Annotated in this window: 22 protein-coding genes; 10 read left to right on the top strand and 12 right to left on the bottom strand. The window is 68.3% G+C overall.

Annotated elements, in window-relative coordinates:
• Positions 1 to 63: 63 nt before the first annotated feature.
• From B215_RS0108245 to hemC, 6 genes are read right to left on the bottom strand one after another with little or no spacing between them, the layout of a single operon-like run.
• The gene (locus tag B215_RS0108245; protein WP_019369171.1) at positions 64 to 1170 is read right to left on the bottom strand and encodes a CaiB/BaiF CoA transferase family protein; all 1107 of its coding nucleotides are present in this window, start codon (positions 1168 to 1170) and stop codon (positions 64 to 66) included.
• Positions 1167 to 1685, bottom strand: a complete 519-nt coding sequence (locus B215_RS19790) for a GNAT family N-acetyltransferase (RefSeq protein WP_019369170.1) — start codon at positions 1683 to 1685, stop codon at positions 1167 to 1169. Before B215_RS19790 ends, B215_RS0108245 begins: the two co-directional genes overlap by 4 nt.
• Entirely contained in the window at positions 1685 to 2869 is a 1185-nt protein-coding gene (locus tag B215_RS0108235; RefSeq protein WP_026009082.1) for an acyl-CoA dehydrogenase, read from the bottom strand. Before B215_RS0108235 ends, B215_RS19790 begins: the two co-directional genes overlap by 1 nt.
• A 1-nt stretch (position 2870) precedes the next feature.
• Positions 2871 to 3755 (bottom strand): hypothetical protein, encoded by an 885-nt coding sequence (locus B215_RS0108230; RefSeq protein WP_037513402.1) that lies wholly within the window; start codon positions 3753 to 3755, stop codon positions 2871 to 2873.
• Positions 3756 to 3786: 31 nt separating this feature from the next.
• Positions 3787 to 4449, bottom strand: coding sequence for a uroporphyrinogen-III synthase (locus tag B215_RS0108225; RefSeq protein WP_019369167.1), 663 nt, complete (start codon positions 4447 to 4449; stop codon positions 3787 to 3789).
• Positions 4446 to 5351, bottom strand: coding sequence for a hydroxymethylbilane synthase (hemC, locus tag B215_RS0108220; RefSeq protein ID WP_019369166.1), 906 nt, complete (start codon positions 5349 to 5351; stop codon positions 4446 to 4448). The genes B215_RS0108225 and hemC overlap by 4 nt, the downstream gene beginning before the upstream one ends.
• Positions 5352 to 5665: 314 nt before the next feature.
• On the opposite strand from hemC, the gene tsaD reads away from it, so the two are divergent.
• From tsaD to B215_RS0108205, 3 genes are all read left to right on the top strand, one after another.
• Complete coding sequence (gene tsaD, locus B215_RS0108215) at positions 5666 to 6691, top strand: tRNA (adenosine(37)-N6)-threonylcarbamoyltransferase complex transferase subunit TsaD (RefSeq protein ID WP_019369165.1); 1026 nt, start codon at positions 5666 to 5668, stop codon at positions 6689 to 6691.
• Positions 6688 to 7665 (top strand): NAD(P)H-dependent glycerol-3-phosphate dehydrogenase, encoded by a 978-nt coding sequence (locus B215_RS0108210; protein ID WP_019369164.1) that lies wholly within the window; start codon positions 6688 to 6690, stop codon positions 7663 to 7665. The genes tsaD and B215_RS0108210 overlap by 4 nt, the downstream gene beginning before the upstream one ends.
• 1732 nt (positions 7666 to 9397) lie before the next feature.
• Positions 9398 to 10228 (top strand): alpha/beta hydrolase family protein, encoded by an 831-nt coding sequence (locus B215_RS0108205; RefSeq protein ID WP_152997764.1) that lies wholly within the window; start codon positions 9398 to 9400, stop codon positions 10226 to 10228.
• A 63-nt stretch (positions 10229 to 10291) separates the two neighbouring features.
• Here B215_RS0108205 and B215_RS19785 read toward each other — a convergent pair whose 3' ends face one another.
• On the bottom strand, positions 10292 to 10453 hold the full coding sequence (locus tag B215_RS19785) for a DUF1674 domain-containing protein (RefSeq protein WP_082664422.1): 162 nt from the start codon (positions 10451 to 10453) through the stop codon (positions 10292 to 10294).
• A gap of 112 nt (positions 10454 to 10565) precedes the next feature.
• Between B215_RS19785 and B215_RS0108195 the strand changes: the two genes are divergently transcribed.
• The 4 genes from B215_RS0108195 to purH all read left to right on the top strand — a co-directional run bounded on the left by B215_RS0108195 (position 10566) and on the right by purH (position 15983).
• Positions 10566 to 11846: an RsmB/NOP family class I SAM-dependent RNA methyltransferase gene (locus B215_RS0108195; protein ID WP_019369160.1), complete on the top strand. Its 1281-nt coding sequence runs from the start codon at positions 10566 to 10568 to the stop codon at positions 11844 to 11846.
• Between the two features lie 131 nt (positions 11847 to 11977).
• Positions 11978 to 12634, top strand: a complete 657-nt coding sequence (rpe, locus tag B215_RS0108190) for a ribulose-phosphate 3-epimerase (RefSeq protein WP_019369159.1) — start codon at positions 11978 to 11980, stop codon at positions 12632 to 12634.
• Positions 12631 to 14361: a heparinase II/III family protein gene (locus tag B215_RS0108185; RefSeq protein WP_019369158.1), complete on the top strand. Its 1731-nt coding sequence runs from the start codon at positions 12631 to 12633 to the stop codon at positions 14359 to 14361. Before rpe ends, B215_RS0108185 begins: the two co-directional genes overlap by 4 nt.
• Positions 14362 to 14414: 53 nt before the next feature.
• Entirely contained in the window at positions 14415 to 15983 is a 1569-nt protein-coding gene (gene purH, locus B215_RS0108180; RefSeq protein ID WP_019369157.1) for a bifunctional phosphoribosylaminoimidazolecarboxamide formyltransferase/IMP cyclohydrolase, read from the top strand.
• A gap of 479 nt (positions 15984 to 16462) precedes the next feature.
• Here the strand turns inward: purH and B215_RS0108175 are convergent, their stop codons facing one another.
• From B215_RS0108175 to nadB, 4 genes are all read right to left on the bottom strand, one after another.
• Entirely contained in the window at positions 16463 to 17911 is a 1449-nt protein-coding gene (locus B215_RS0108175) for a lipopolysaccharide biosynthesis protein (RefSeq protein ID WP_082664423.1), read from the bottom strand.
• 56 nt (positions 17912 to 17967) lie between these two features.
• Entirely contained in the window at positions 17968 to 20724 is a 2757-nt protein-coding gene (gene polA / locus B215_RS0108170) for a DNA polymerase I (protein WP_019369155.1), read from the bottom strand.
• A gap of 55 nt (positions 20725 to 20779) precedes the next feature.
• Positions 20780 to 21889 carry a serine hydrolase gene (locus tag B215_RS0108165; RefSeq protein WP_019369154.1) on the bottom strand — a complete coding sequence of 370 codons (1110 nt, stop codon included), beginning with the start codon at positions 21887 to 21889 and terminating at the stop codon, positions 20780 to 20782.
• A gap of 133 nt (positions 21890 to 22022) precedes the next feature.
• The gene (gene nadB, locus B215_RS0108160) at positions 22023 to 23627 is read right to left on the bottom strand and encodes an L-aspartate oxidase (protein WP_019369153.1); all 1605 of its coding nucleotides are present in this window, start codon (positions 23625 to 23627) and stop codon (positions 22023 to 22025) included.
• 93 nt (positions 23628 to 23720) lie between these two features.
• Between nadB and B215_RS0108155 the strand changes: the two genes are divergently transcribed.
• Positions 23721 to 24614 carry an alpha/beta hydrolase family esterase gene (locus B215_RS0108155; protein ID WP_026009080.1) on the top strand — a complete coding sequence of 298 codons (894 nt, stop codon included), beginning with the start codon at positions 23721 to 23723 and terminating at the stop codon, positions 24612 to 24614.
• A gap of 328 nt (positions 24615 to 24942) precedes the next feature.
• The gene (locus tag B215_RS21295; protein ID WP_152997766.1) at positions 24943 to 25359 is read left to right on the top strand and encodes a hypothetical protein; all 417 of its coding nucleotides are present in this window, start codon (positions 24943 to 24945) and stop codon (positions 25357 to 25359) included.
• 3 nt (positions 25360 to 25362) lie between these two features.
• On the opposite strand, the gene B215_RS0108145 is transcribed toward B215_RS21295, so the two are convergent.
• Positions 25363 to 26280 (bottom strand): ABC transporter ATP-binding protein, encoded by a 918-nt coding sequence (locus B215_RS0108145; RefSeq protein ID WP_019369150.1) that lies wholly within the window; start codon positions 26278 to 26280, stop codon positions 25363 to 25365.
• Between the two features lie 67 nt (positions 26281 to 26347).
• Between B215_RS0108145 and B215_RS0108140 the strand changes: the two genes are divergently transcribed.
• Positions 26348 to 26578, top strand: a complete 231-nt coding sequence (locus B215_RS0108140; protein WP_019369149.1) for a zinc-finger domain-containing protein — start codon at positions 26348 to 26350, stop codon at positions 26576 to 26578.
• The last annotated feature ends 42 nt before the right edge of the window (positions 26579 to 26620 follow it).

Below are 26620 nucleotides of genomic sequence, written 5' to 3'. Positions count from 1 at the left end.
TCCTGTGGAAGAGGGAGGGGCCGCGCCGACGAAGGCGGTGGGAGGGTGAAGGTGCGCCTTCCTCTACGGCCGATGCGGACTCGCACGATCGGCGACCATGCGTTCGCCATCGATCGTGATCGGGCTCGCCAGGCCGGGCATCCCCTCACGCACGATCGCCATGCCGCGCGCGACTACCTGCGGATCGGCGAACACTTCGTCGACGCGGTTGATCGGCCCGGCGGGCACCCCGGCGGATTCCAGCGCCTCGTACAGATCGGCCTTGGCCCAAAGGAGGATAGCGCGGGCCAGCTGCGGGATCAGCGCGTCGCGGTTCGTCACCCGCGCCGGATTCGTGGTGAAGCGAGGGTCGTTCGTCAGATCGAGCCCAAGGATCTCGCAGAGCCTGGCGAACTGCGAATCATTGCCCACCGCGACGATCAGCTCGCCGTCGCGGCAGGCAAAGGCCTGGTAGGGCACCAGATTCGCATGGCCGTTGCCCATGCGGTGCGGCACCTTGCCGATCGCCATCCAATTGAGCGCCTGGTTGGCCAGCACCGCCACCTGGGTGTCGAGCAGCGCCATATCGATATGCGCGCCTATGCCCTCCACGTCCCGCCGACGCAACGCGGCGAGGATCGCCACGGCCGAATAGACGCCCGTGAAGATGTCGGCATAGGCGACGCCCGCCTTTTGCGGCGGGCCGTCGGGCTCGCCGGTGAGGCTCATCGCCCCGCCCATGCCCTGGATGATGAAGTCATAGCCGGCGCGGGCCGCATAGGGCCCGGTCTGGCCGAAGCCGGTGATCGAGCAGACGATCAGCCGCGGGTTGGCCGCCCGCAGGCTGGCGGCATCGAGCCCGTACTTCACCAGCCCGCCGACCTTGTAGTTCTCGATCACCACATCAGCCTCGGCGATCAGCGCCTTCGCCGCCGCCTGGCCTTCGGGCGTGGCGATGTCGATGCCGACGCTGGTCTTCCCGCGGTTGCAGGCGTGGAAATAGGCGGCGTCGCGGTTCGTGCCCTTGGCATCGTGGAGGAAGGGCGGCCCCCAATGGCGGGTATCGTCGCCCGCCCCCGGCCGCTCGACCTTGACCACCTCGGCGCCGAGATCCGCGAGCAGCTGCCCGCACCAGGGCCCGGCGAGGATACGGGCGAGCTCGACGACCTTGATGCCGGCGAGCGGCTTCACGGGCGCCGGATCGCGTAGACGACGTGATCCGGGAAGACCTGTCCGCCGCCACGATGATTGCGCCCAGGGATCAACTCCCCGCCGATCTTCGCCATCGCCCCGCGCGACCGGACATTATGCTCGCCCACCAGGAACACCACCGTCCCGACGTATCGATGGATATGGTCGAGCATCAGCCGCTTGACCTCCCGATTGTAGGTGCCGCCCCAATAGGCGCGGGCGAGGAAGGTCCAGCCGATCTCGATCTCATCCGCTTCGGGCACATGATAGTCGTAGCGGCTCGAGCCGATGATCGCGCCGGTCGCCTTGTCCTCGATCGCCAGCCCGCCGCCGCAGGCCAGCGCCTCCGCGAAGAACTGGCGGAACACCGGCTCCTGCCAGCGATCCGGCCGCGGATGCACTTCCCAGATCAGCGGATCGGAGGCGACCGCATAGAGCGCCTCCCAATCCTCTGCGACCAGCGGCCGGATGCGGACGAGCGCGCCCTCCAGCACCGGCTGCCGATCGGGCGCCATCAGAACGCCGCGATGCCGGTGATCGCCCGGCCGAGGATCAGCCCGTGCACGTCGTGCGTGCCCTCATAGGTATTCACCGTCTCGAGGTTGATCGCGTGGCGGATCACGTGGAATTCGGCCGAGATGCCGTTGCCGCCATGCATGTCGCGCGCGACCCGGGCGATCTCCAGCGCCTTGCCGCAATTGTTGCGCTTGATGATGCTGATCGCCTCGGGGCTCAGCGTGCCGGCGTCGAACATCCGCCCGCAGCGCAGCGCCGCCTGCAGCCCGAGCGCGATCTCGGTCTCCATATGGGCGAGCTTGAGCTGCACCAGCTGGGTCGCGGCGAGCGGCCGGCCGAACTGGTGGCGATCGAGCGTGTACTGCCGCGCGGCGTGGAAGCAGGCCTCGGCCGCGCCCATCGTGCCCCAGGCGATGCCGTAGCGCGCGCGGTTGAGGCAGCCGAACGGGCCCTTGAGCCCCTGGACGTTCGGAAGCAGCGCGTCTTCGCCGACTTCCACCCCGTCCATCACGATCTCGCCGGTCACCGAGGCGCGTAAGGACAGCTTGCCCTCGATCTTGGGGCTGGTGAGGCCCTTCATGCCCCGCTCCAGCACGAAGCCGCGGATCGCGCCGTCATGCGCATCGCTCTTCGCCCAGACGACGAACACATCGGCGATGGGCGAATTGGTGATCCACATCTTGGCGCCGGTGATGCGATAGCCGCCGTCGATCTTCTCGGCTCGCGTGCGCATGCCGGCGGGATCGGAACCCGCATCCGGCTCGGTCAGCCCGAAGCAGCCGACCCATTCGCCGCTCGCCAGCTTGGGCAGGTATTTCCGCCGCTGCTCCTCGCTGCCATAGGCATGGATCGGGTGCATGACGAGCGAGCTCTGCACGCTCATCGCCGAGCGATAGCCCGAATCGACCCGCTCCACCTCGCGCGCGACCAGCCCGTACGCGACATAGCCGAGCCCGGCACCGCCATAGGTTTCGGGGATCGTCGGTCCGAGCAGGCCCAGCGCGCCCATCTCGGCCATGATCTCGCGGTCGAACCGCTCCTCCAGATAGGCGGAGGTCACGCGCGGGAGCAGCTCGCCCTGCGCGTAATCGCGTGCGGCGCCCTGCACCATCCGTTCCTCGTCGGTCAGCTCGCCGTCGAGCCCGAACGGATCCTGCCAGTCGAACCGGCCCATCTCTGCCATTTCAGTCGTTCCTCGGTGTCTCCGGTGCCGGGGCGGGGGCGGCTGCCTGCGCCACGACCGGTGGTCTGGGCGGCGTTGCAGCTGCCGCCTTCTCTATTTCGTCCAATGCCTTGCGGGCATTTACATAGCGGGTCGCGGCGCTCGTCCAACCCTCGGCAATCGAAGCGCCGGGCATGTGCGCGATTTCCGCGATGGCGGTTTCGACATTGCCCGCCGCCAGCGCACCGCGGGCGCGCCGCAGCCGCTCGGCCGGGCGCGGGCTCGGCATGCCGGCCTGGTGCAGCACGAACAGATCGCCGACAAAGGCGCGGAAGCGCATCCACAGGCTGTCGTCCGGCCCGGCGCCCAGGCGCGGCGCGATGGTGTCGAGCGCGATCCGCAGATCCTCGAGCGTCAGCGGATCGGCCGCCGCCGTCACGATCGCCGCCACCGCCTGCGGGTGGCGCTCGCCGAAGCGGGCGCGCAATTGCTGCTCGAGCGTGCCGAGCGGCTGTCCGCGTTCCACTGCGCGGCGCACCGCGGCCGCGACCATCAGCCGTTCGGCCTGGGTGGAATATTGCGCCGCGTTGCGCGCGCTCGCATCGGCATCCTGCAGCCGCCGCTCCAGCGCGTCGAGCCGGCCGGCCAGCGCCGCTTCGCGCACGTCCAGCGTCGCGACGTCGGTCGCGGCGGGCATGCTGGGCGGCGTCACCAGTACCGGCGTGACCGGCGCGGTCGCTGCCGCCGGCCGGGTTGCCGGCATCGGCGTGAGATGCGTTCCGGCCAGTTCGATCAGACCGGCAGTCAGGGCAACACCGCCCAGAAAGCCCAGCCCTCCCGTGATCATTCGGCTGCGCAGCAAGGAAGGGTTGCGGACCGGCTCGGGCGCCAGGGGCTCGTCGCTCATGCCGCCCTTTTCGCCGGGCGGGGCCGCGCGGTCAATCATAGAGCGCAATCGCCGCTTCGATCAGCGCCTCGGTCTCGGGAACCGGCGCGATCGCGACGGCGGCCCAGCCCTCGCCCGCTGCAGCCGCCGCCGCCGCGCTGATCGCGGCGAGCGCGATGCCGGCGCGGTCGGGCGCGATCTCCGCCAGCCGCACGCCCGCCCGCGCCGACTGGATCAGCGCGACGCTGCCCGAAAGCGCCGCCACTGCCTCCGGCGAGACCGGCAGCGTCTCGCTGGCATAGACCGGCACCACCGCCGCGACGATGCCACCCGCCTCCAGCGTCCGCTCGCGCCCGGTCAGGTGCAGCGCGCGCCGTACGCCCGCCGCCTCCGCCGCCGTCGCCAGCGCTGCGGCTCCCGCCTGCCCCACCGCCGCGACCTCCAGGCCTGCGCGGCGCGCCGCCGATGCGGTCGCCTCGCCCACCGCATAGACCGGCAACCGCTGCAGCGCCGCCAATCCCTCGCCCGCCCAGCGCACCGCATTGGCGCTGGTGAGGATCAGCGCATCGAACGCCGCCGCGTCGGGCACGCCCCATGCGATCGGGCGCGTGGCGAACAGCGGCAGCCGGATCGCCCGCCGCCCGCGTCCCTCGATCGCGGCGGCGGTGATGCGGTTGCCGGGTTCGGGCCGCAGCACCGCGATCGGCCGGCTCATCCGGCGAACAGCGCGCGCACCGCCGCCGGCGCGCGATCGAGCAGATCGCGGGCCAGCACCGCCGGCAGCATCGCATCCTCGGGCGCGCCTTCGATCATGCCATGGACATGCGCGCTGCCGTCTTCGGAAAAGAGTTCCGCCTCGATCGTCAGGATCGCGCCTTCGATCGTCGCCAGCGCCGCCACCGGCGAGTGGCAATCGGCCATCAGCGCGGCGAGCAACGCCCGCTCGGCCAGCACGCAGGCATGCGTCCGGGGATGGTCGATCGCTGCTAGCAGCGCCAGCATCCGCGTGTCCCCCGCCCGCGCTTCGATCCCCACCGCGCCTTGCGCCGGCGCGGGCAGCATCACGTTGGTCGGCAAGATATGGCCCACATCCTGCCGCCCCAGTCGCTCCAGCCCCGCCGAGGCGAGCAGCGTCGCGTCCGCCTCGCCCGCCGCCAGCTTGGCCAGCCTTGTGTCGACATTGCCGCGAAACAGCACGGTCGACACATCCGGCCGATGCCGCCGCACCTGCGCGGCCCGGCGCGGCGAGGCGGTGCCGATCACCGCTCCCTGCTTCAGCGCGTCGAGCGATTCGGCCCCCACCAGCCGATCGCGCACGTCCGCGCGCGGCAGCATCGCGGCGATGGCGATCGCGTCCGGCCGGGTCGTCTCGACATCCTTCATCGAATGCACCGCGCAGTCGATCTCGCCAGCGAGCAGCGCGCGGTCCAGCTCCTTCGTCCATAGCGCCTTGCCGCCGATCTCGGCCAGCGGGCGGTCCTGCACCTTGTCGCCCGTGGTGCGCACCACGACGATCTCGCCCTCAATCCCATGCGCCGCCTTCAGCGCGTCGCGGACCATATTTGCCTGCGTGAGAGCGAGCGGCGAACCACGCGTACCGATACGGAATCCAGTCATGCGCCAATTGCTAGGGGTGTGGGCTGGCAAGGGCAATGGGGGGGATGCCGGAGGTTTTTGGGTCCACGCGAAGGCACGAAGAGATGTTTCGCGCAGAGGCGCAGAGGGCGCAGTGTGGGCAGGCATCGCTGCGGCGCCAGCTGCCGCAAAGGGCGTGGCAGCGATAGGGCCGCTGGCGCGGCGGAGGGCACACGCTCTCTGCCTCCTCCGCGCCTCTGGGCGAAATCTTCTTGTCTTCGTGCCTTCACGCCTTCGCGTGCACCAAAAACCACCCGCCCTCTGGACCACGCGCCCGAGCAGCTTAGATGGGAAGCATGGCACTCATCCTCGGCCTTGAATCGAGCTGCGACGAAACTGCAGCCGCCCTTGTCGACAGCGACGGCACGATCCGCGCACACAAGCTGGCGCGGCAGGAGGAGGCGCATCGCCCCTATGGCGGCGTCGTCCCCGAAATCGCCGCCCGCGCGCATGTGGAAATGCTGGGGCCGCTGGTCGAAGCCGCCCTCGCCGAAGCCGGCGTCACCCTGGCAGAGGTCGACGCGATCGCCGCCACCGCCGGGCCCGGCCTGATCGGCGGCGTGATGGTCGGTCTCGTCACCGGCAAGGCGCTGGCGCTCGCGGCGAACAAGCCGCTCGTCGCGGTCAACCATCTCGAGGGCCACGCGCTGTCCCCCCGCCTCGGCGACCCGAGCCTCGCCTTCCCCTATCTGCTGCTCCTCGTCTCGGGCGGCCATTGCCAGTTGCTGCTGGTCGAAGGCGTCGGCCGCTATCGCCGTCTCGCCACCACGATCGACGATGCCGCGGGCGAGGCGTTCGACAAGACCGCCAAGCTGCTCGGCCTCGGCTTTCCCGGCGGTCCGGCGGTGGAAGTCGCCGCCGCGCGCGGCAATCCCCGCGCCGTGCCCCTGCCCCGCCCGCTGGTCGGTTCGGGCGAGCCGCATTTCTCCTTCGCCGGCCTCAAGAGCGCCGTCGCCCGGGCGGTGAACGACTATAGCGCCGAGGATCTTGCCGCCTCGTTCCAGCAGGCGGTGGTCGATTGCCTGGTCGATCGCACCCGGCTGGCACTCGCCGTCACCCGCCCGACTGCGCTCGTCGTCGCCGGCGGTGTCGCCGCGAACACCGCGGTGCGCACCGCGCTGGAGGCGCTGGCCCATGCGCATGATCTGCCCTTCGTCGCGCCGCCCTTGTGGCTGTGCACCGACAATGCCGCGATGATCGCCTGGGCCGGCGCCGAGCGCTTCGCCCAGGGGCTTACCGATCCGCTCGATGTCCCGGCCCGCCCGCGCTGGCCGCTGGATCCGGATGCCGAAAAGGTGCGCGGCGCGGGAGTGAAGGCATGAAGATCGGCGTGATCGGCGGCGGCGCCTGGGGCACTGCCTTGGCGCAGGTGGCGGCACGGGGCAGCGAACCGGTGCTGCTCTGGGCACGCGAGGCGGAGGTGGTGGAAAGCATCAACACCGCCCACGAAAACCGTGCCTTCCTGCCCGGCGTGCCGCTCTCCCCCACGATTCGCGCGACCGGCAGCCTGGCCGATCTTGCCGGCCTCGACGCGCTGCTCGTCGTCGCCCCCGCCCAGCATGTCCGCGCGGTCCTCGCCCAGGCCGCGCCGGGTGCGACCCCGCTGGTGCTCTGCGCCAAGGGGATCGAGGCGGGCACCCGGCTGCTCGTCGGCGAAGTCGCGCGTAGCGCAGCGCCCGATGCGCCGATCGCCGTGCTCTCGGGTCCCACCTTCGCGCATGAAGTCGCCGCCGGTAAGCCAACCGCCGTCACCCTCGCCTGCGACGATGAAGCCCTGCGCACCCGGCTGGTCGAGCGCCTCGGCGCCCCCGCCTTCCGCCCCTATGCCTCGGCCGACGTCACCGGCGCGGAGATTGGCGGCGCGGTGAAGAACGTCCTCGCCATCGCCTGCGGCGTCGTCGAAGGCGCCGGCCTGGGCCTCAACGCCCGCGCCGCGCTGATCGCGCGCGGCTTTGCCGAAATGACCCGCTTCGGCCTGGCGCGCGGCGCGCAGGCGGAAACGCTGACCGGGCTGTCGGGCCTCGGCGACCTCGTCCTCACCTGTTCCTCCACCAATTCGCGCAACTTCTCGCTCGGCGTCGGCCTGGGCCAGGGCCGCAGCGCCGCCGAGCTGCTGGCCGATCGCAAGACGGTAGCAGAAGGCGCCTTCACCGCCCCGGTGCTGCGCGAAGCCGCGGCCGAAGCGGGCGTCGACATGCCGGTCACGGCGGCGGTCAACGCCCTGCTCGAAGGCGCGCCGGTGGCAGAAGTGATCGAAGCGCTGCTCAGCCGCCCGCTCAAGCCGGAGGCAGTGTAGGATTTCCTACCTGCGGCGATCGCTACATGCTCCGCATCGGTCGTTGACAAGGGTGGGTAGGAACGACGCGGAAGCTGGAAGTCGGCTCGCGCCCCGCGTTCCGCCGCCGGAGATCGGGTCGCAATGCGGACCTGGTGCCGCGAAACGCGCTGCGACGCATTCCACACGATCTCTCAAAACGGTGCGGGCACGTCCCGCCGTATAGTAATGTAAGGCGGTCGGGCTGCGTTGAAGCGGACCTCGGTGACGATGCCACCGGGCACACCCATCCAGACGAGCGTGTCATTGGCATCGCGGGTGATTGCCCAAGGCGATAATGTCCGTAGCGAAGACCTGATGGCGTTGCTGTCGGTGCAGAGCTTGGACGATGTAGTGTCAGAACAACGGACCTGCGCGTGCCCCCTGCCGTCGATAAATTCTTTAAGAGTGGCAAGTACTTTCCATCCCCCCTCTAGGCTGACGCCGGGGTTCAGGCGCACATATCCCCGAGATGCGCAGATAGCATTAGACGCCGGGGCAATTTCCTGCGTGCTGTACATGCTGTCGACGGTAGCAGTTCGGATATCTGCCCCGGGCACGGCCCGGAATCGCACAGTCCAACGCTTTCGGACGCACCCCGGGCCGTTTGCCACGGGCCGCTCCACCAGCTGCCGTTCGATAACGCCTGGAGCGTTCACCCCACCATGCGGCGCCTCGAACGTTTCGATCGGGCCGTGCTGCTGATCAGGCAATATGGCGTCGCCTGCCACTGCGGGCGGCAACGCCCGAACCTGCGCGAACGTGAGAGTAGGAGCGGCCTGCCCCAGTAAGAACGCTAGCGTGATCACCTGCCATACTCCGGCGAGTTGGCAGCCTTCATACGCGCCGGCGCGAAGCTCTACTAGTCCGCTTTGCACACCACATTCGGCCATTGGCGGAAATCATCGCCCGCACCGATCCTTGCAGCGGCCGACTTGCGCCTGCTGCGCTGTTTCCCATATCCACCAGACTGTCCTTCTGGGGGCGGCCGCTCTTTGATAGCGTTTGGCAACGTCCTCGTGCGCGCGAAGCGACACACCTCGTGAACCCGGCCATTGTTGAGGCGGTCCGCGCGCGCATGGTCATGCGCGTAAACGTCCTAAACTTGCATCTCCTCGCCGGGCCATTGCCGAACCCGCCGAAACGCGCACACGCCTAAACTTCCTAAACTTCGGTCGGTGGGCACCTCTCAGGCGCGGCGGTTCTCGTCCGCTTGCAGACATTTGAAGTGTCGATAAATTGCCGGACATGGTTTCTCTGGCGCCTCCATGTCCCACCTGTGGCAAACCAGTTCCATTCATGAAGACCCAATGGAGCCTTGGTACACCGTTTGCCTGCAAGGGCTGTGGGATACAACTTGTCATTCCGAAGAACCTTTGGATTGGCGTGGGCGCGGTTGTGGCCTTCTGGCTCTTGGAACATCGAATGACTTCGCCGGCCCAGACGGTGATGCTGATTGCCGGTCTTGTTGTCGCGGTTCTCGTCATGTCGCGATTGTTTCTACGCCCGCGGAGGGCGTAGAATCGCGTGCATCACTCTGGGTAAGGACATTCCGAACGACAGCTGATCACCGGCTCCCAACCGCCGCTGCAACGCGCACGAGCCTAAACTTCCTAAACTTAGCGATTGATGCAGGTCGCCAATATCGGCCGTGGGACAGATCGCAGCAGGCGTTCGTTGGCGTGGCGGCACCAAAGCTTGCGGAGACCCCCCGTTGCGTTTTCTGACGTCTCTCTTCTTGGCGCTCGCCCTGTGCGGATGCACCGTCACGGTCGGGCAATCCTCGCTGCTGCCGGCCATCCAGGAAAAGCCGCGCGACGCGGTGGCGCCGCTGGCGGGCTATAGCCGGCAGGATCGCATCCTCACCCTGCCCGATCTCGGCAACGTCCATGTCGTGCGGCTGGCGAAGCCGGGCAATCGCACGACAATCCTCTACAGCGGCGGCAACCGCTATCTGATCGCCTATACCGGCAACCGCCTGAATGAACTCGCGGCGATGACCGGCGCAGACATCGTGACCTTCGACTATCCCGATCGCGGCGGGACGACGGTGCCCAAGACCACCGATGCCCTGATCGCCTTCGGTCCCGCGCTGGTGGCAGCATTGCGGCAGGAAGGGTGGATCGGCAACGGGCCGCTCTATGCCCATGGCTTCTCGTTCGGGGGCGCGATGGCGTCGAACATGGCACGCACCGGCGGCTTCTCGGGGCTGATCCTCGAAGCGACTGCGGCGGATATCGGTGCGGTGGCCCGCAACATGGTGCCCACCCTGCTCAAGCCGTTTCTGTGGGTGAAGGTGTCCAAGGAAATCCGGCGCTATGACTATGCCGGCTATGCCCTTGCCGCCCGCGCGCCGATACTCGTCTTGGCGGGGAGCGAGGACAAGACTGTCAGGCCCCGGATCGTGCGGCGCTTCGCGGAGCGGCTGCGGAGCGCCGGTGCGGCGGTGACCTTCGTCGAAGTACCCGGCGATCATGGCAAGGCATTGGCATCGCCGCAGGGACGCGAGGCGCTACAAGGCTTTATGCGCCGCGCCTCGGAATAGTGGCGCCCGCCAGAAATATGCTCACGAGCCTAAACTTCCTAAACTTAGCAAATCGTGCAGATGTCAGAAGTCGATCGCAATGCCCTTCAATTCCCAGTCGCCATAGCGCACCGGGTCCTTCTCCAACGGGTCCTTTTCGGGCCGCTGCATCGGTTCGGGCTGGGGCACGGGGGGGCTCTTCGAAAGATATGCCGGCGGCTTCACATGCTCGGGTCGCTTGCCCATCGGGTTGCCTTCCTTGGTTGCCCGGCCCATGTCGGCGGCCGAAGGAGCATGGTCAAGTGAACCCTTGGGTAGCGCAGGTACGAGTAGAAGTTTCGATGGGAGCGCGCTGATCATGGCCCGTCCGAACACCCGCCGCCCGGCCGGCGCCGAACCCGATGCTCCCGGCGTCCCCGCCCGCCGCGCGGCGCTGAAGCTGCTCGATGCGGTGCTACGCCGCGGTCTCGCACTCGAACAGGCCCTCGACTCCGCCGCGCAAGGCTTGGCGCCGAACGACCGCGGCCTCGCCCACGCCATCGCCGCCGAGGCGCTGCGCCGCCTCCCCGATCTAGACGCGCTCATCGATTCCGCCACCCGCCAGCGCCTGCCCGACGACGCCAAGGCCCGGTTCGCGCTGCGGATCGCGCTGGTCCAGGCAATCGCGCTCGGCACGCCGGGCCATGCTGCGATCTCGACCGTTCTGCCGCTGGTGGATGGCGGCCCGCGCAAGCTCGTACACGGCGTGTTCGGCACGCTGATGCGCGGCAATGCCACGCTGCCCGACGTGCCGATGCTCCCCGATCCGGTGGCGCTGCGCTGGCAGGCGCATTGGGGCGATGCGATGGTACAGGCAGCCTGCGAGGCGATCGCCTCCCCGCCCCCGCTCGACCTGAGCCTGAAGAGCGATGCGGTGACGGTCCCCAGCGCGACCAGCCTTGCCCCGCGCCACGCCCGGCTCGAACCCGGCACCAGCGTTCCCGAGCTGCCCGGCTTCGCCGAGGGCGACTGGTGGGTGCAGGACCTCGCCGCCTCGATCCCCGCCCGGCTGATCGGTGCGGGCACCGGCACCGTGCTGGACCTCTGCGCCGCCCCCGGCGGCAAGACGCTCCAGCTCGCCGCCGCCGGCTGGCAAGTGACGGCCGTGGATGTTGCCGAGAACCGCCTCGCACGCCTCCGCGAAAATCTGGAGCGCACTGGCCTGACGGCACAGATCGTCACCGCCGATCTGCTGAGCTGGAGCCCCGCCGCCCCGGTCGACGCGGTGCTGCTCGACGCGCCGTGCAGCGCCACCGGGATCTTCCGCCGTCACCCGGACGTGCTCCACCGCGTCCGCCCCGCGCTGATCGCCGAGATGGCGGAGCTCCAGGCCAAGCTGCTCGACCGCGCCGCCGCCTGGGTAAAGCCAAGCGGGACATTGGTCTTCGCCACCTGCTCGCTGGAGCCCAAGGAAGGCGAAGCCCACCTCGCGCCCTTCCTCGCCGCCCATCCCGATTTCGCGCTGGTGCCGGCCACCGCCGACGAGCTTCCGGCGGGTATTTCGCCCCGCGAGGACGGTTCGGTGCGCGTCCTGCCGGGCATGCTGGCGGAGCAAGGCGGGCTCGACGGCTTCTTCATCTCCCGCTTCCGCCGTCGCTGATCGCACGTCCGGGGCCCTTCGTCCCCGTCGCGCAGCAAGCTGTGGATAAATCTGTGGAGAATTGGTGCGCAACCCGTGGGTCCCCGTCCCCTCCGGTTGCGCCCGACTCGCCCCTTGCCTAGGAGACGACCATGTCCGTCCGCATCGCCCCTTCGATCCTCTCGGCCGATTTTTCACGGCTCGGCGAGGAGATCCGCGCCATCGACGCCGCCGGCGCCGACTGGATCCATGTCGATGTGATGGACGGGCATTTCGTGCCGAACATCACCATCGGTCCCGCGGTGATTAAGGCGCTGCGCCCGCACACCGCCAAACCGTTCGACGTCCACCTGATGATCGCGCCGGTGGATCCGATGCTCGCCGCTTTCGCCGAGGCCGGCGCGGACACGATCTCGGTCCATCCGGAAGCCGGTCCTCACCTCCACCGCACGCTCCAGACGATCAAGGCGCTGGGCAAACGCGCCGGCGTAGTGCTCAACCCGGCGACGCCGGTCGACGTGATCGACCATGTGATGGACATGGTCGATCTGATCCTGGTGATGAGCGTCAATCCCGGTTTTGGCGGCCAAAAGTTCATCGAGAGCCAGCTGCCCAAGATCACCGAGCTGCGCCGCCGCATCGAAGCGAGCGGCCGGGCAATCGATCTGGAGGTGGATGGCGGCGTCGACCGCGAGACTGCGCCCCGGGTGATCGCTGCCGGTGCAGATGCGCTGGTAGCTGGCACCGCGACCTTCACCGGCGGGCCAAGCCAGTACGCCGCCAATATCGCAGGCCTCCGAGGGGCTTGACCGATCCGACGCCGGACTCCGCCGCCGACGGAGTCGAGGAAGGCAAGCGGCTGATCCGGGTAGGCGGCGATCGGGGCCTGTCATTGGCCGACCGGATCGCCGATCGCTTCCAGCGTCTCGCCTGGCGCTCGCCTTTCTATGCCATGCGGCTGAAGGGGCGGCATCCGCTCAAGCTGCTAACCGTCGCCGACGATCCCTTTTTTGGCGACCCGCGGCGTGGCAATGCGCTGCTCGACGGCGAGCTGCAGCTGTGCGGCGAGGTTCGCGTGATCGAGACGCTCGACTTCGCCAAGCCCGATTGGTCGCCCGCCTTCACCCAGCATCTCCAGGGTTTCGCCTGGCTGCGCGACCTGTCCAGCGTCCCCACCCGCCAGCAGGGCGCGCCGATCGCCGAGGACATCATGCGCCGCTGGCTGAAGGTGCATGGCGAGCAGGTCGCGGACCCGGCCTGGCGCCCCGATCTGGTCGGCCGGCGCATCCTCGCCTGGGTGGCGCATGCGCCGCTCATCCTCTCCTCCACCGACCAGGTCTATCGCTCGGGCGTGATGCACGCGCTGGCGCGCGGTGCCCGCCATCTCGACCGCAGTGCCGACAAGGTGCCGGCGGGCGTCCCCCGGCTGGCGGCCTGGGCAGGCCTGACCGTCGCGGGGCTGGTGCTGCCCGGCGGCGATCCGCGCCGCGCCTTTGCCGAGGCGGGGCTGAACCGCGCGATCACCGCCTCGGTCCATGAGGATGGCGGCACGGTCGGCCGCTCGCCGGATGGCCAGCTCGACGCGATCCAGCTGCTCACCCTGCTTTGCGAAACCTATGCCGCCCGTCGCATCGAGCCGCCCGCCTTCGTGCTCGGCGCGCTCAACCGGATGGTCGCGGCGCTGCTCGGCGTGTGCCACGGGGATGGGGGGCTGGCCAGCTGGCAGGGCTGCGCGCCCGTCAGCGGCGAGTGGATCGAGCAGGCGATCGAGGCGACCGGTGTCCGCACACGCCCGCTCAAACAGGCGCGAGAGTGGGGCTATCAGCGCCTCGCCTCGGCCGGCACGGTACTGATCCTCGACGCTGCGCCGCCGCCCGACGCCAGGGTAGCCCAGACCGGTTGCGCTTCCACGCTCGCTTTCGAACTTTCGGACGGCGCAGACCGGATCATCGTCAATTGCGGCGGCAGCCGCGCCGCCGATGCGCGGCTTCCCGCCGAACTGGTGCAGGGCCTGCGCACCACCGCCGCGCATTCTACGCTGGTGCTGGGCGACAGTAACTCCACTGCGATCCATGCCGATGGCACGCTCGGCCGCGGCGTAAGCGAGGTCGAGTTGGTCCGGCAGGAAACCGAGCATGCCAGCCGGATCGAGGCGGCGCATGACGGCTATGTCCGCCGCTTCGGGCTGCTCCACCGCCGCGAACTCACCCTCTCCCACGACGGGCGCGACCTGCGCGGCGAGGATCTGCTGCTGCCCTCCGGCAAGCGACGCATCGACTCCAAGCCCTTCGCGCTGCGCTTCCACCTTGCCCCGCAAGTGGAGGTATCGCCCACCGCCGACGGGCATGGCGCGATCCTGCGCACTGCCTCGGGCATGCTCTGGCAGTTCCGCGCCAGGGGCGGCACGCTCAGCATCGAGGAAAGCCTGTGGATCGACGCGCGGGGCCGTCCGCACGCCACGCAGCAGTTGGTGATCCAGGGCGAGACTCCGGCGGGCGGCGCCAGCCTGACCTGGGTGTTCCACCGTTCGAAATAGGCGCTCCAAATAGGGCTTGCCCCGCGCGGCCTGATCCGGGAGAGGGGCGGGCCATGGACATCAAGATCACCCGCGCACTCCTCTCGGTCTCCGACAAGACCGGGATCGTCGAACTCGGCCAGGCTCTGGCCGCCCAGGGCGTCGAGCTCGTCTCGACCGGCGGCACCGCTACCGCCCTGCGTAATGCCGGACTGGAAGTCCGCGACATCTCGGACCTGACCGGCTTCCCCGAGATGATGGACGGCCGGGTGAAGACGCTGCATCCCAAGGTGCATGGCGGCCTGCTCTCGGTGCGCACCAATCCCGAGCATCAGGCATCGATGGCCGAGCACGAGATCGCACCGATCGATCTCGTCGTGGTGAACCTCTATCCCTTCGCCCAGACCGTCGCCAAGGGTGCCGACCGGGACGAGATCATCGAGAATATCGACATCGGCGGCCCGTCGATGGTCCGCTCGGCCGCCAAGAACCATGAATCGGTGGCGATCGTCACCGACCCGGCGGACTATGCACTGGTGATGGGCGGCACGACGACGCTGGAGCAGCGCCGCAAATTCGCCGCCAAGGCCTATGCCGCCACCGCGGCGTATGACGCGATGATCTCCAGCTGGTTCGCCTTCGCCGACCAGGGCGAAGCCTTCCCGGAAACGCTCAATATCTCGCTCAACCGCGGACAGGCGCTGCGCTATGGCGAGAACCCGCACCAGCAGGCGGCCTTCTACGCTGCGACCGGTGCGTCGGCGCGCGGCATCGGCCAGGCCCGGCAGGTGCAGGGCAAGGAGCTGAGCTACAACAACTATAACGACGCCGATGCGGCGCTCGAGCTGGTCAGCGAATTCCGCGACGGCCCGCCGACCGCGGTGATCGTGAAGCACGCCAATCCCTGCGGCGTGGCGAGCAGCGCGACCCTCGCCGAGGCCTATGCGGCGGCGTTCGCCTGCGACACCGTCTCGGCGTTCGGCGGCATCATCGCGGTGAACCGCCCGCTCGACCGCGCGACCGCCGAGCAGATCACCGGCATCTTCACCGAAGTGGTGGTGGCGCCCGACGCCGACGAGGAAGCGCTGGCGCTGTTCGCGGCGAAGAAGAATCTCCGCCTGCTGCTGACCGGCGAACTGCCGGACCCCGCTCGTGCAGGTTTGTTCGCCAAGTCGATCGCCGGCGGCTGGCTGGTCCAGGGCCGCGACAACGGCATCGTCACGCGCGACCAGCTCAAGGTCGTCACCAAGCGCCAGCCGACCGAGCAGGAACTGGCCGACTGCCTGTTCGCCTGGACGGTGGCCAAGCACGTCAAGTCGAACGCGATCGTCTATGCCAAGGACGGCAGCACGGCAGGCGTCGGCGCCGGCCAGATGAATCGCCTGGAAAGCGCCCGCATCGCGGCGTGGAAGGCGAAGGACGCAGCGGACAAGGCCGGCTGGGCCACGCCGCGCACGATCGGCTCGGCGGTGGCGTCGGACGCCTTCTTCCCCTTCGCCGACGGCCTGCTGGCGGCAGTAGAAGCCGGCGCGACCGCGGTGATCCAGCCGGGCGGCTCGATCCGCGACGACGAAGTCATTGCCGCGGCCGACGAAGCAGGGCTGGCGATGGTGTTCACCGGCATGCGCCACTTCCGGCATTAAGGCAGCGGGCGCCGCGCCTCTGATGGGCGCGGCGTGCAGCCTTAAGTTTAGGAAGTTTAGGTTCGTGTGCGGTTTTTGGCCGAGCCTAAGTTTACGAAGTTTAGGCGCCTGCGCAGTTTTCGGCCGAGCTTAAGTTTAGGAAGTTTAGGCTCTCGCGCGATCGTGCGGGGGTGCAGTTCGGGATATCGCGCGTGTGCGGAACGCGCGCGACAGGGTGGCTCACGGGTTCAAAGAGCGAAGAAGAACATATGGGGATCAGCGGGGGCGGAACAAGGTTGGTGCGCTCCGCTCTCCGCCGCCCTCCCGGCGCCGCCGGGTTCCATTTGCCTTTCGCTGCGAGCAGGCGCCGATATGGAGACCCCAAGGATTGCGGCTTTCGCCCGAATTGGGAGTGGCTGCCGTCAGGCGCCAGTACCGCCTGCCCCTACACGCGTCGCGCCGAATGGGGGCCCTTACCCAGCGCTGCCGGGGGGAAACGCTCAGGCCGCTTCCGCCGCGACCGCCTCGGCGCGCGGCACCTTGCGGAACAGCGCGCGGTCTTCGGGGCCGAAGCCGAAGCGGATGATGACGTAGAGGAATGTCGCCACCATGGCCGGCATGCCGAAGGTCATTTCCGCCCATTCATAGTGGTGCGGCAACGACATGAAGGCCGCGCCGACCAGCCCGGCGATCGCGATCGCCGCGAAGAAGCTCGGACGGATGGTCACCACCGGCGCGCCGAGCTTGGCCTGCAGCAGCAAGCCCTTGGCCACCGATCCGATCGTCAGCGCCAGCGCCAGCGCCACCGCCGGCGCCGCCGACTGGATCGGCACCGACCAGCCCTGGCCACGCGCGACGACAATCAGTGCGAAGCTGAGGCCGATCTGGAGCAGCAGCACGCCGACCGAGATCATCAGATTGGTGTGCCGGGCGATATAGACCAAAGCGGTTTCGCAGACTGCGCCGGGCGAAGCGAACACCTCGGCGAACAGCAGGATGCACAGCACGCCGGCGCCGATCACGAATTCGCGGCCGAGCAGGCCCATCACCCCTTCGGCGGGAACAGAGAACAGCACCGCCAGCCCGGCCTGCGCGCACAGGATCCAGAAGCCGACCTGGCGCACCTGACGCGCCACCGCCGGCCGATCGCCAGCCGCCAGGCTTTGGGTGATGACCGGGCCGAGGATCGGATCGAAGCTCGATTTCAGCCGCTGCGGCACCGAGGCGACCTGCTGCGCCATGTAATAGATGCCGACCACCGATGGCGCGAAGAGCAGGCCGAGGATGAAGCGATCGACGTTGCGCGTCGCCCATTCGATCGCGTCCGCGCCCGCGAGCGGGGCGTTCAGCCGAGCAAGGCCCCAGATTTCCGCGAGCCGCGGCCGCCAGCCGACCGGCAGGCCATATTCGCGCACGAACGGCACGATCGAGGCGATCAGCGCCGCGCTCATCGACAGGACATAGGCCATCAGCAGCCCGTCGCGCGTCGACACGAAGGAGAAGGCCCAGGCGGCGATGCTGATCGTCCAAGGCTCGACGATCGCCCGCGCGGTGACCGAGGCGCCGATATTGTGACGATAGGCGAGCGCAGACAGCGACACATCCGACAGGGCGATCGCGATCACCACCAGCGGCAGGAAGCGTTCCAGCCCCATTACGGCGCTGTTGGGAAACAGCGCCTGGGGGAAAAGGATCAGCACGAAGCTGGCGATCAGGCCGGCAACCAGCGCCACCATCATCGCATCCCACACGACATGGGTGTGCGGGCGGCTGGTGCTCGACAGCGCCTGGGCGAGGCCGCGCTTGAGGCCCAGGGTGGCGACGAGCGCGACGAATTCCACCACCAGCACGACAATGGCGTAACGACCGACAATCTCCGGCCCATAGGCGCGACCGGCGATGAACAGGAAGGGCAGCCGCGCGACCAGCCGGATCAGGAAGCCAAGCATGTTGGTGCGCCCGCCCTTGGCGAGCGCGTTGATGTCCTTGGACGCTTCTGCCTGGCTCAATGCGCGGCGCCCCAGCTGGGCCCGACGCCGATTTCGACGCCGAGCGGCACGGTCAGCCGGATCGCGGGTTCGGCAGCGGTGGCCATCACCCGCTCGATGATCGGCCGGGCGGCCTCGACATCGCCCTCGGGCAGCTCGAACACCAGTTCGTCGTGCACCTGGAGGAGCATGCGGACGTTGTGCAGCCCCGCCTCGCGCAGCGCGGGCCCCATCCGGGCCATGGCACGCTTGATGATGTCGGCGCTGGTGCCCTGGATCGGCGCGTTGATCGCGGCACGCTCGCTGCCGGCGCGCTCGTTGGGATTGGGCGACTTGAGCCTCGGGAAGTGCGTCTTCCGGCCGAACAAGGTGGTGGTGTAGCCGCGCTCCTTCGCCTCGCGCAGCGTGTCGGCGATGTAGCGATTGATGCCCGGGAAGCGCTCGAAATAGCGATTGATCATCGCCTGTGCCTCGTCCGGCGTCACGTCGAGCCGACCGGCCAGGCCCCAGCGCGAGATGCCGTAGAGGATCGCGAAGTTGATCGTCTTGGCGCGACCGCGGGTATCGCGGTTCACTTCGCCGAACAGCTCCATCGCGGTCATGCTGTGGATGTCGTCGCCGTTCGCGAACGCGGTGCGCAGCGCCGGCACGTCGGCGATGTGCGCGGCGAGACGCAGCTCGATCTGCGAATAGTCGGCCGAGAGGATGACATTGCCCGGCTCGGCCACGAAGGCGTCGCGGATCTGGCGGCCGGTTTCGGTGCGAACGGGAATGTTCTGCAGATTCGGGTCGGTCGAGGAGAGCCGCCCGGTCTGCGCGCCGGTGAGGCTGTAGCTGGTGTGGACCCGGCCCGTCTGCGGATTGATCTGCGCCTGCAGCGCATCGGTATAGGTGGACTTGAGCTTGGAGAGCTGGCGCCAGTCGAGCACCTTGAGCACCATCTCGCGGCCGGGCGAATCCTTATCGGCGGCGATGCGCTCCAGCTCGTTGACGTCGGTGGAATAGACGCCCGACTTGCCCTTGCGCCCGCCCTTGATCCCCATCTTGTCGAACAGCACGTCGCCGAGCTGCTTCGGGCTGCCGATGGTGAACTTGAACCCCGCGATCGCGTGGATCTCTTCCTCCAGGGTCGCGATCTGCTGCGCAAAGTCGGACGAGAGCTTCGAAAGCACCGCGGCATCGACCTTGATGCCGGTGCTCTCCATCTCGGCGAGCACCGTGACGAGCGGGCGATCGACGCTCTCATAGACGCGGGTCACGCTCTCATAGGCGAGCCGCGGCTTGAGCCGCCGCCACAGCCGCAGCGTGACGTCGGCATCCTCGGCGGCGTAGCGTGTCGCGGCCTTGAGATCGACCTGGCCGAAATGGAGCTGGCTCTTCCCCGTGCCGACCACGTCCTTATAGGCGATGCAGCTGTGCGCGAGATGGGTGGCGGCGAGCTCGTCCATGCCGTGGCCGTGCAGGCCGGCATCGAGATCGAAGCTCATCACGATCGTGTCGTCATAGGGCGCCACGCGGATGCCCGCGCGGCCGAGCACAATCATGTCGTACTTCAGGTTGTGGCCGATCTTGAGAACGGCGGGGTCCTCCAGCAGCGGCTTCAATCGGGCGAGCGCCTTGGCCCGATCGATCTGCACCGGCTTCTCGGCGAACATGTCGGTGCCGCCATGGCCGAGCGGGATATAGCAGGCGAGGTTGGGCGCCAGCGCCATGCTGACCCCGACGAGATCGGCCTGGGTCGCGTCGAGCCCGGTCGTCTCGGTGTCGATCGCCACCCAGCCCTGATGGCGCGAGACGGTGATCCAGCGATCGAGCGCGGTCAGATCGGTGACGGTCTCATAGCCGTCATGCGCGCAGGGCGGGTCTTCCTCGACGCCGGGCGCGTCGTGTGTCTCCACCGGCGCATCGGCGACAGAGGACAGGCGAGAGAGCAATGTCTTGAAGCCGTGATGCTCCAGGAACGCGCGCAGCGGCGCGTCGGGGATGCCCTGCAGCTCCAGCGCGTCGAGCGGTTCGGGCAGCGGCACGTCGCAGGCGAGCGTGACGAGCTGGTGGCTGAGCCGCGCCATCTCGGCATGCTCGATCAGATTGTCGCGCAGCTTGCCCTTCTTCATGTCGGGCGCGGCGGCGAGCACCGATTCGAGATCGCCATGCTCCAGGATCAGCTTGGCGGCGGTCTTGGGGCCGATGCCGGGCACGCCGGGAACATTGTCGACGCTGTCGCCCATCAACGCGAGCACTTCGCCGAGCTTCTCGGGCCCGACGCCGAACTTCTCGCGCGTGTCGTCCGGGCCCATGCGCTTGTTGTTCATCGTATCGAGCATGTCGACGGACGGATCGGTCATCAGCTGCATCAGATCCTTGTCGGAGCTGACGATCGTCACCGCCCAGCCCTGCGCCAGCGCCGCCTTGGTATAGCTGGCGATCAGATCATCGGCCTCCCAGCCCAGTTCCTCAATGCAAGGCAGGCTGAAGGCGCGCGTGGCGTCGCGGATCATCGGGAACTGGGGGACCAGATCTTCCGGAGCCGGCGGCCGGTGTGCCTTGTACTGATCGTAGAGATCGTTGCGGAAGGTGTGCTCGGACTTGTCGAGAATCACCGCCATATGGGTGGGACCGTCGGCCTTGTGCAGCGCATCGACCAGCTTCCACAGCATGGCGGTGTAGCCATAGACCGCGCCCACCGGTTCGCCATGCTTGTTCGTCAGCGGCGGCAGCCGGTGATAGGCGCGGAAGATATAGCTGGAGCCGTCGACGAGATAGAGGTGGGGCATGCGAGCGGGAGATAGCAGCGCACGGGCCCCGCGTCATCCCGCCGGGCCCTTGTTTTCAGACGCCTGCCTGATGCTCGGCGACGATCGCGCGCACCACGCCCTGCATCAGCAGCTGGCGCTCGTTGATCGGCCGCGGCGTATCGCCGATCATCACCGCCAGCGCATAGGAACGGCCGTCCGGCGCGGTGAGCAGCGCGACGTCGTTATAGCCCGCCGTGCGGCCGAACAGATCCTGCCCGGTGCCGGTCTTGTGGGCGAGCTGCCACCCCGGCGGCAGCGCGCCGCGCAGGCGATACTTGCCGGTGTGCGAGGCCTGCATCGTCGCGATCAGCCACTGCGTGGAGACGGGCGAGAGCAGTTCGCCGCGCTTCAGCCGGGCGAGCGCGCCGGCGATGGCGAGCGGCGCCGCGCCATCGGGCGGGTCGGCGACATAGGACTGGAAGGCGGCGACGCGGGTGGCGCGCGGCAGCTGGGCACGCGCGACGGCGAAGGTGTTGCCCATCGAATATTCGGGCTTCCAGGCGGGCAGCCCCGAGGTGCCGAGCTGGAGCAGCTTCTCGCCCGGGCCGAAGCGGATCGGCCCCAGCGCGTTGCGCGCGATGAACGAGCGCACCGCCGGCGGCCCGCCGACCAGCCGCAGCAGCTTGTCGTTGCAGGTATTGTCGCTCATCGTCAGCGCGCGGCGCAGGATTTCGCCCACGGTGCTGTGATAGCCTTGGTCGCCCTTGACCAGCGAGGCGACCGGCTGATGGAACAAGGTGAAATCGGCACGGGTGATGACCAGCGGATCCTCGAGCCGGATGCGGCCCTGATCGACCTGGTCGAGCACGGTCATCGCCACCCACAGCTTCGAGACGCTCTGCTGCGGCAGCTTGCGCGCGCCGCCTTGCGACGCGGTCCAGTTGCGGTCGACGCTGGTCACCGCGATGCCGACGACGCCCTCGAACCCATGGGCGAGATCGGCGAGGCGATTCACCAGCCCTGTCGGCGCGGGCACTTCGGGGCGCGGCGCGGCATGGGCGGGCGGGATCGGCAGCAGCACGCCGTAACTGGGGGCAGGCAGATAGGCGGCGAGTTCGGGACGTTCGTGCACCGCGCAGCCCAGCAGCACCGCCGGCCCTAGTCCCGCGACGGTCAGCGCACGCTCGACCTTGGAGAACCGCATTTTACGCACCGCAACCAACCTCTTGCCCACTCCCATCATGCGTCTGCACCGAAGATGGGCAAAGCGCGGGCTTCCCGCAATACGACGAACCGAGTCGAGGGAGCGACGAGATGTGCGGCCGCCCGCCGCGCGATCACGGCACCAGCACCGTATCCACCGCCTCCGCCAGCGTGTCCGGGTAATCGAGCGTATAGTGCAGGCCGCGACTTTCCTTGCGATGCAGCGCGGAGCGGACGATCAGGTCGGCGCTTTCGAGCAGATTGCGCAGTTCGATCAGATCCGGCGTAACGCGGAAATGGCCGTAATAGTCGGCGACTTCCTCGCGCAGCAGCTTGATGCGGTGCGCGGCGCGTTCCAGCCGCTTGGTCGACCGGACGATGCCGACATAGTTCCACATGAACCGGCGGATCTCGGTCCAGTTCTGCTTGATGACGACTTCCTCGTCGGAGTCTGTCACGCGGCTTTCGTCCCAGGGCCGGATCGCCGGCGGCGGCGCGAGATCGCCCCAATGCGCGCTGATGTGATTCGCCACCGCCTCGCCGAACACGAAGCACTCGAGCAGCGAGTTGGACGCCAGGCGATTGGCCCCGTGCAGGCCCGACTGGCTTACCTCGCCCGCCGCATAGAGGCCCGGCAGATCGGTGCGCCCGTCGCGATCGATCACCACGCCGCCACAGGTGTAATGCTGGGCGGGGACCACGGGAATCGGCTCCTTGGTCATGTCGATGTCGAGGTCGAGCAGCCGGTGGTAGATGGTCGGGAAATGGTGCTGGACGAATTCGGCACCCATGTGACTGATGTCGAGATGGACATAGTCGAGGCCGAGCCGCTTAATCTCATGGTCGATCGCCCGCGCCACGATGTCGCGCGGGGCCAGCTCCAGCCGGGGATCGAAATCGGGCATGAAGCGGTGGCCCGCTTCCTCGCCGGCATCGGGGGGCAGCAGCAGATGCCCGCCCTCGCCGCGCACCGCCTCGGTGATCAGGAAGTTCTTGACGTCGAGATTGTAGAGGCAGGTCGGGTGGAACTGCATCATCTCCATGTTCGAGATGCGGCAGCCCGCGCGCCACGCCATCGCAATGCCGTCGCCGGTCGCGCCGCGCGGGGCGGTGGAGAAGAGATAGGTGCGCCCCGCCCCGCCCGTCGCCAGCACCGTCGCGCGCGCGGTGAACAGCTCGACGCGGTTGGTCGCGCGGTTGAAGGCATAGACGCCCCAGACGTTGCCCGCGCCCGAATAGCGGAGTTCGTGCCGGCTGGTGGCGAGGTCGATCACCACCATGTCGGGCACCAGCGTGATGTTCGGATGCGCCTGCGCGGCGCGGAGCAAAGCGGTCTGCACGGCGAGGCCGGTGGCATCGTCGACATGGGCAATACGCCGATGGCTGTGGCCGCCCTCGCGGGTGAGGTGGAGCGCATTGCCCTCGGTGTTGAACGGCACGCCCAGTTTCACCAGCCGCTCGATCGCGGCGGGCGCGTTCTCGACCACCATCTCCACCGTCGCGCGGTCGTTGAGGCCGGCACCGGCGACCATCGTGTCCTCGATATGGCTTTCGAAGGTGTCGCCGTCTTCCAGCACCGCGGCGATGCCGCCCTGCGCCCAGGCGGTCGAGCCCTCGGCGAAGCCCCCCTTGGCCAGCACCGTCACCTTGAACCGGTCGGCCAGATGGAGCGCGGTGGTGAGCCCCGCCGCGCCGGAACCGAGGACCAGGACATCGCTTTGGTGGGTGGTGTCGGACAAAGAGGCACTCCTTTGCGGCGCTTTAAGCCCGCATGGGGCGGGTTCCGCAATCCCTACCCTTGGACCATAGGGGTTAGCGAAGAGGAGAGATGCATGCGGTTAGGCTGGTGGATCGGAGTGGCGGCGCTGTTCGGCAGCGGCTCGGCGCAGGCGGCGACATGCCGGCTTGGGCCAGCGGGGACGACGGTGCCGGTGGCGATCGAAGGCACCGGGCGCTCGATGCTGGTGCATGTGCCTGCCGGTCGCAGCGCCGCCCGGCTGCCTTTGGTGTTCGTGTTCCACGGCAGCACCGGCAAGGGCCGCGACATCCTCGCCCAGTCGAAGCTGGAGGCGACCGCGGACCGCCACGGCTTCCTTCTCGCCGCGCCCGATGGCGGCATCCCGGCGGAAGGCGGTTTTGTGTGGAACATCCCGGGCGTGCCGACGGTGACCGGCAAGGTTCCCGGACCGGCCGACGCCGACGACGTCGCCTTCGTGCAGACCGCGATCGACCAGCTGGCGACCAAGGGCTGCGTGGATCGCGCGCGCATCTACGCCACGGGCTATTCGGGCGGCGGGCGGATGACCTCCTGGCTCGGCTGCGTCGCGGCGGACCGCTTCGCCGCGATCGCGCCGGTGGTCGGCCTGCGCGCCGGCAATCCGCGCAAGGACCTGCCCCGCGTCCCCGATCCGGCGACCTGCACGCCCGCGCGTCCGATGCCGGTGCTGGCCTTCGCCGGCGACGCCGACACCACCAACCCGGTGCAGGGCGGCGGCGCGGGCTATTGGCAGTACACGATGCACACCGCGCTGGCCCGCTGGGCGGACCTGAACGGGTGCCGTGTTGGGCCGGTGGAGCGCGAAGTTTCGACCGACGTGAAGGAGGAACGATTCAGCCGCTGCTCGGGCGGCGCGGAGGTGGCCGGCCGGGTGAAGCACGGCGCCGGTCACGTCTGGGTGGCGGACAACGAGGCGATGTGGGGCTTCTTCGTGAAGCATCGGCAGTGAGCAAGCTTGACGTTCAGCGGGACGCCGAGCCGCACCTCGTTGCGGATATCTGGCTGTACGAAACCGCGAATGGCGGGAGGGCCGGCCCCGCCCTCCCGGGCTTCGGGTGCCTCCTGATCGTATCAAAGGAGCAACCGATATCCGGATGGGACTCGCTTCTCCTGCTGCGCGACCAACCGCTACATCCGGGCGAACGGCGACGGATCGGCTTTGCATTCCTCAGCCCCGAACAGGCGGTGCCAGCGCTTGCGGAGGCTGGACATTTCTACCTCTGGGATGGGCGCATCATCGGCGAAGGCTCAATAGCTGCTACCGACGCGAGCACCCTATGAAGACGAGACTTCTTCTTTGCGGCGTGCTGATCCTTCCCAGCGGTTGCGGCAGGGATTCGCTTTGCTCCTCGGAAACGTTGCATGTCGCTCGTGATCCGGGGAGCAATCGTATCGCCGTCACGTCTGTCAGAAACTGCGGCGCAACGTCCGATTACGCAACGGTAGTTAGCATTCGTCGCGCTAGTGACTCTCCAAGCGCAGCGATCGATGTCTTTGTTGCCGATAGCGACCATGGAGCCGCCGCTGATGCCGGCGGTGGGGCGGTCTGGACGAGCGTCGCCTGGGTCGCACCCGGCAAGCTATCCGTCGCCCGCGCTTCGAAAGCGCGCGTCTTCAAGCAGCTGTCTTCTGCAAAGGGAGCAAACATCACCTACAAGGCGAGTGATCCGCTTTCAGCGCCCGCAGTCGATTGAGCCCTACGCCGCCCGCGTCAGGTTCAGGAACACATCCTCCAGATCCGCCTCGCGCGTCGACACATCGACGATCCCCAGCCCCGCCGCCTGCACCGCGCCCAGCACTTCGCCGGCGTTCGCCTGATCCTTGCGATAGGTGATCACCAGCACCCGCTCGCCCTTCAGCTCCACCTTCTGGAAGCAGGCATTGTCCGGTGCCGCGGCGATGTCGCGGTCCACCGTCACCTCGACCACCTTTTCCTGCGCCATGCCGACCAGCTCGCGCGTGGGCTTGTTGGCGATCAGCTGGCCGTGGTTGATGATCGCGATGCGGTCGCACAGCTCCTCGGCTTCCTCCAGATAGTGCGTCGTCAGCACCACCGTGACGCCGCGCTGGTTGAGCTGCTTCACATAGGCCCAGAGCTGCTGGCGCAGTTCCACGTCGACGCCCGCGGTCGGCTCGTCGAGCACGATGATCGGCGGCGAATGGACCATTGCCTTGGCGACCATCAGCCGCCGCTTCATGCCGCCCGAAAGCGTGCGCGAATAGGCATGGGCCTTGTCTTCCAGATGCACCGCGCGGAGCAGCGCCATCGCATCGAACCTGTCCTTGGTCACGCCGTACAGCCCCGCCTGGATCTCCAGCGTCTCCTTGGGCGTGAAGAAGGGATCGAACAGGATCTCCTGGTTGACGATGCCGATGCTCGCCTTGGCATTGCGCGGGTGCGCATCGATGTCGAAGCCCCAGATCGAGACCTTGCCGTCGGTCTTGTTGACCAGCCCCGCCAGGATGTTGATCAGCGTCGACTTGCCGGCGCCATTGGGGCCGAGCAGGCCGAAGATCTGCCCGCGCGGCACCTCGAAGCTCACCCCGTCCAGCGCGCGCTTGCCGCCGGAATAGGTCTTGCAGAGAGTGTCGATCGCGATCGCAGCCTGGGTCATGGGGCGCAGCTTTAAGACCCTGCGCATCCGATTGCGAGCCCCCGCGCGCTTTGCTAAGGCGCGGGACATGATCGCCCCGCCCGAAGTCATCCGTACCGCCCACGCCCGCGTTGCCTGCGACGGCACCGGCCCCGGCCTGCCCGCAGCGCTCGGCCATCCGCGCGTCTATCTTCAGATCGACGAGAGCGGCTATGTCGATTGCGGCTATTGCGACCGCCGCTTCGTGCTGATCGGCGGCCCCGCCGACGGCGCCGACCAGAGCCAGCTGCCCGATCATCCGGCAGGCGCCAGCATCTGATCGTCGCGGGAGCGCGTGACTCTGCGCACGCGCCTCCTATAT

The sequence above is a fragment of the Sphingomonas sp. ATCC 31555 genome (assembly GCF_000282895.1).
Taxonomy (GTDB): domain Bacteria; phylum Pseudomonadota; class Alphaproteobacteria; order Sphingomonadales; family Sphingomonadaceae; genus Sphingomonas.
Note: the sequence above shows the minus strand (reverse complement) of the source record. Positions and strands in the feature narration are given on the sequence as shown.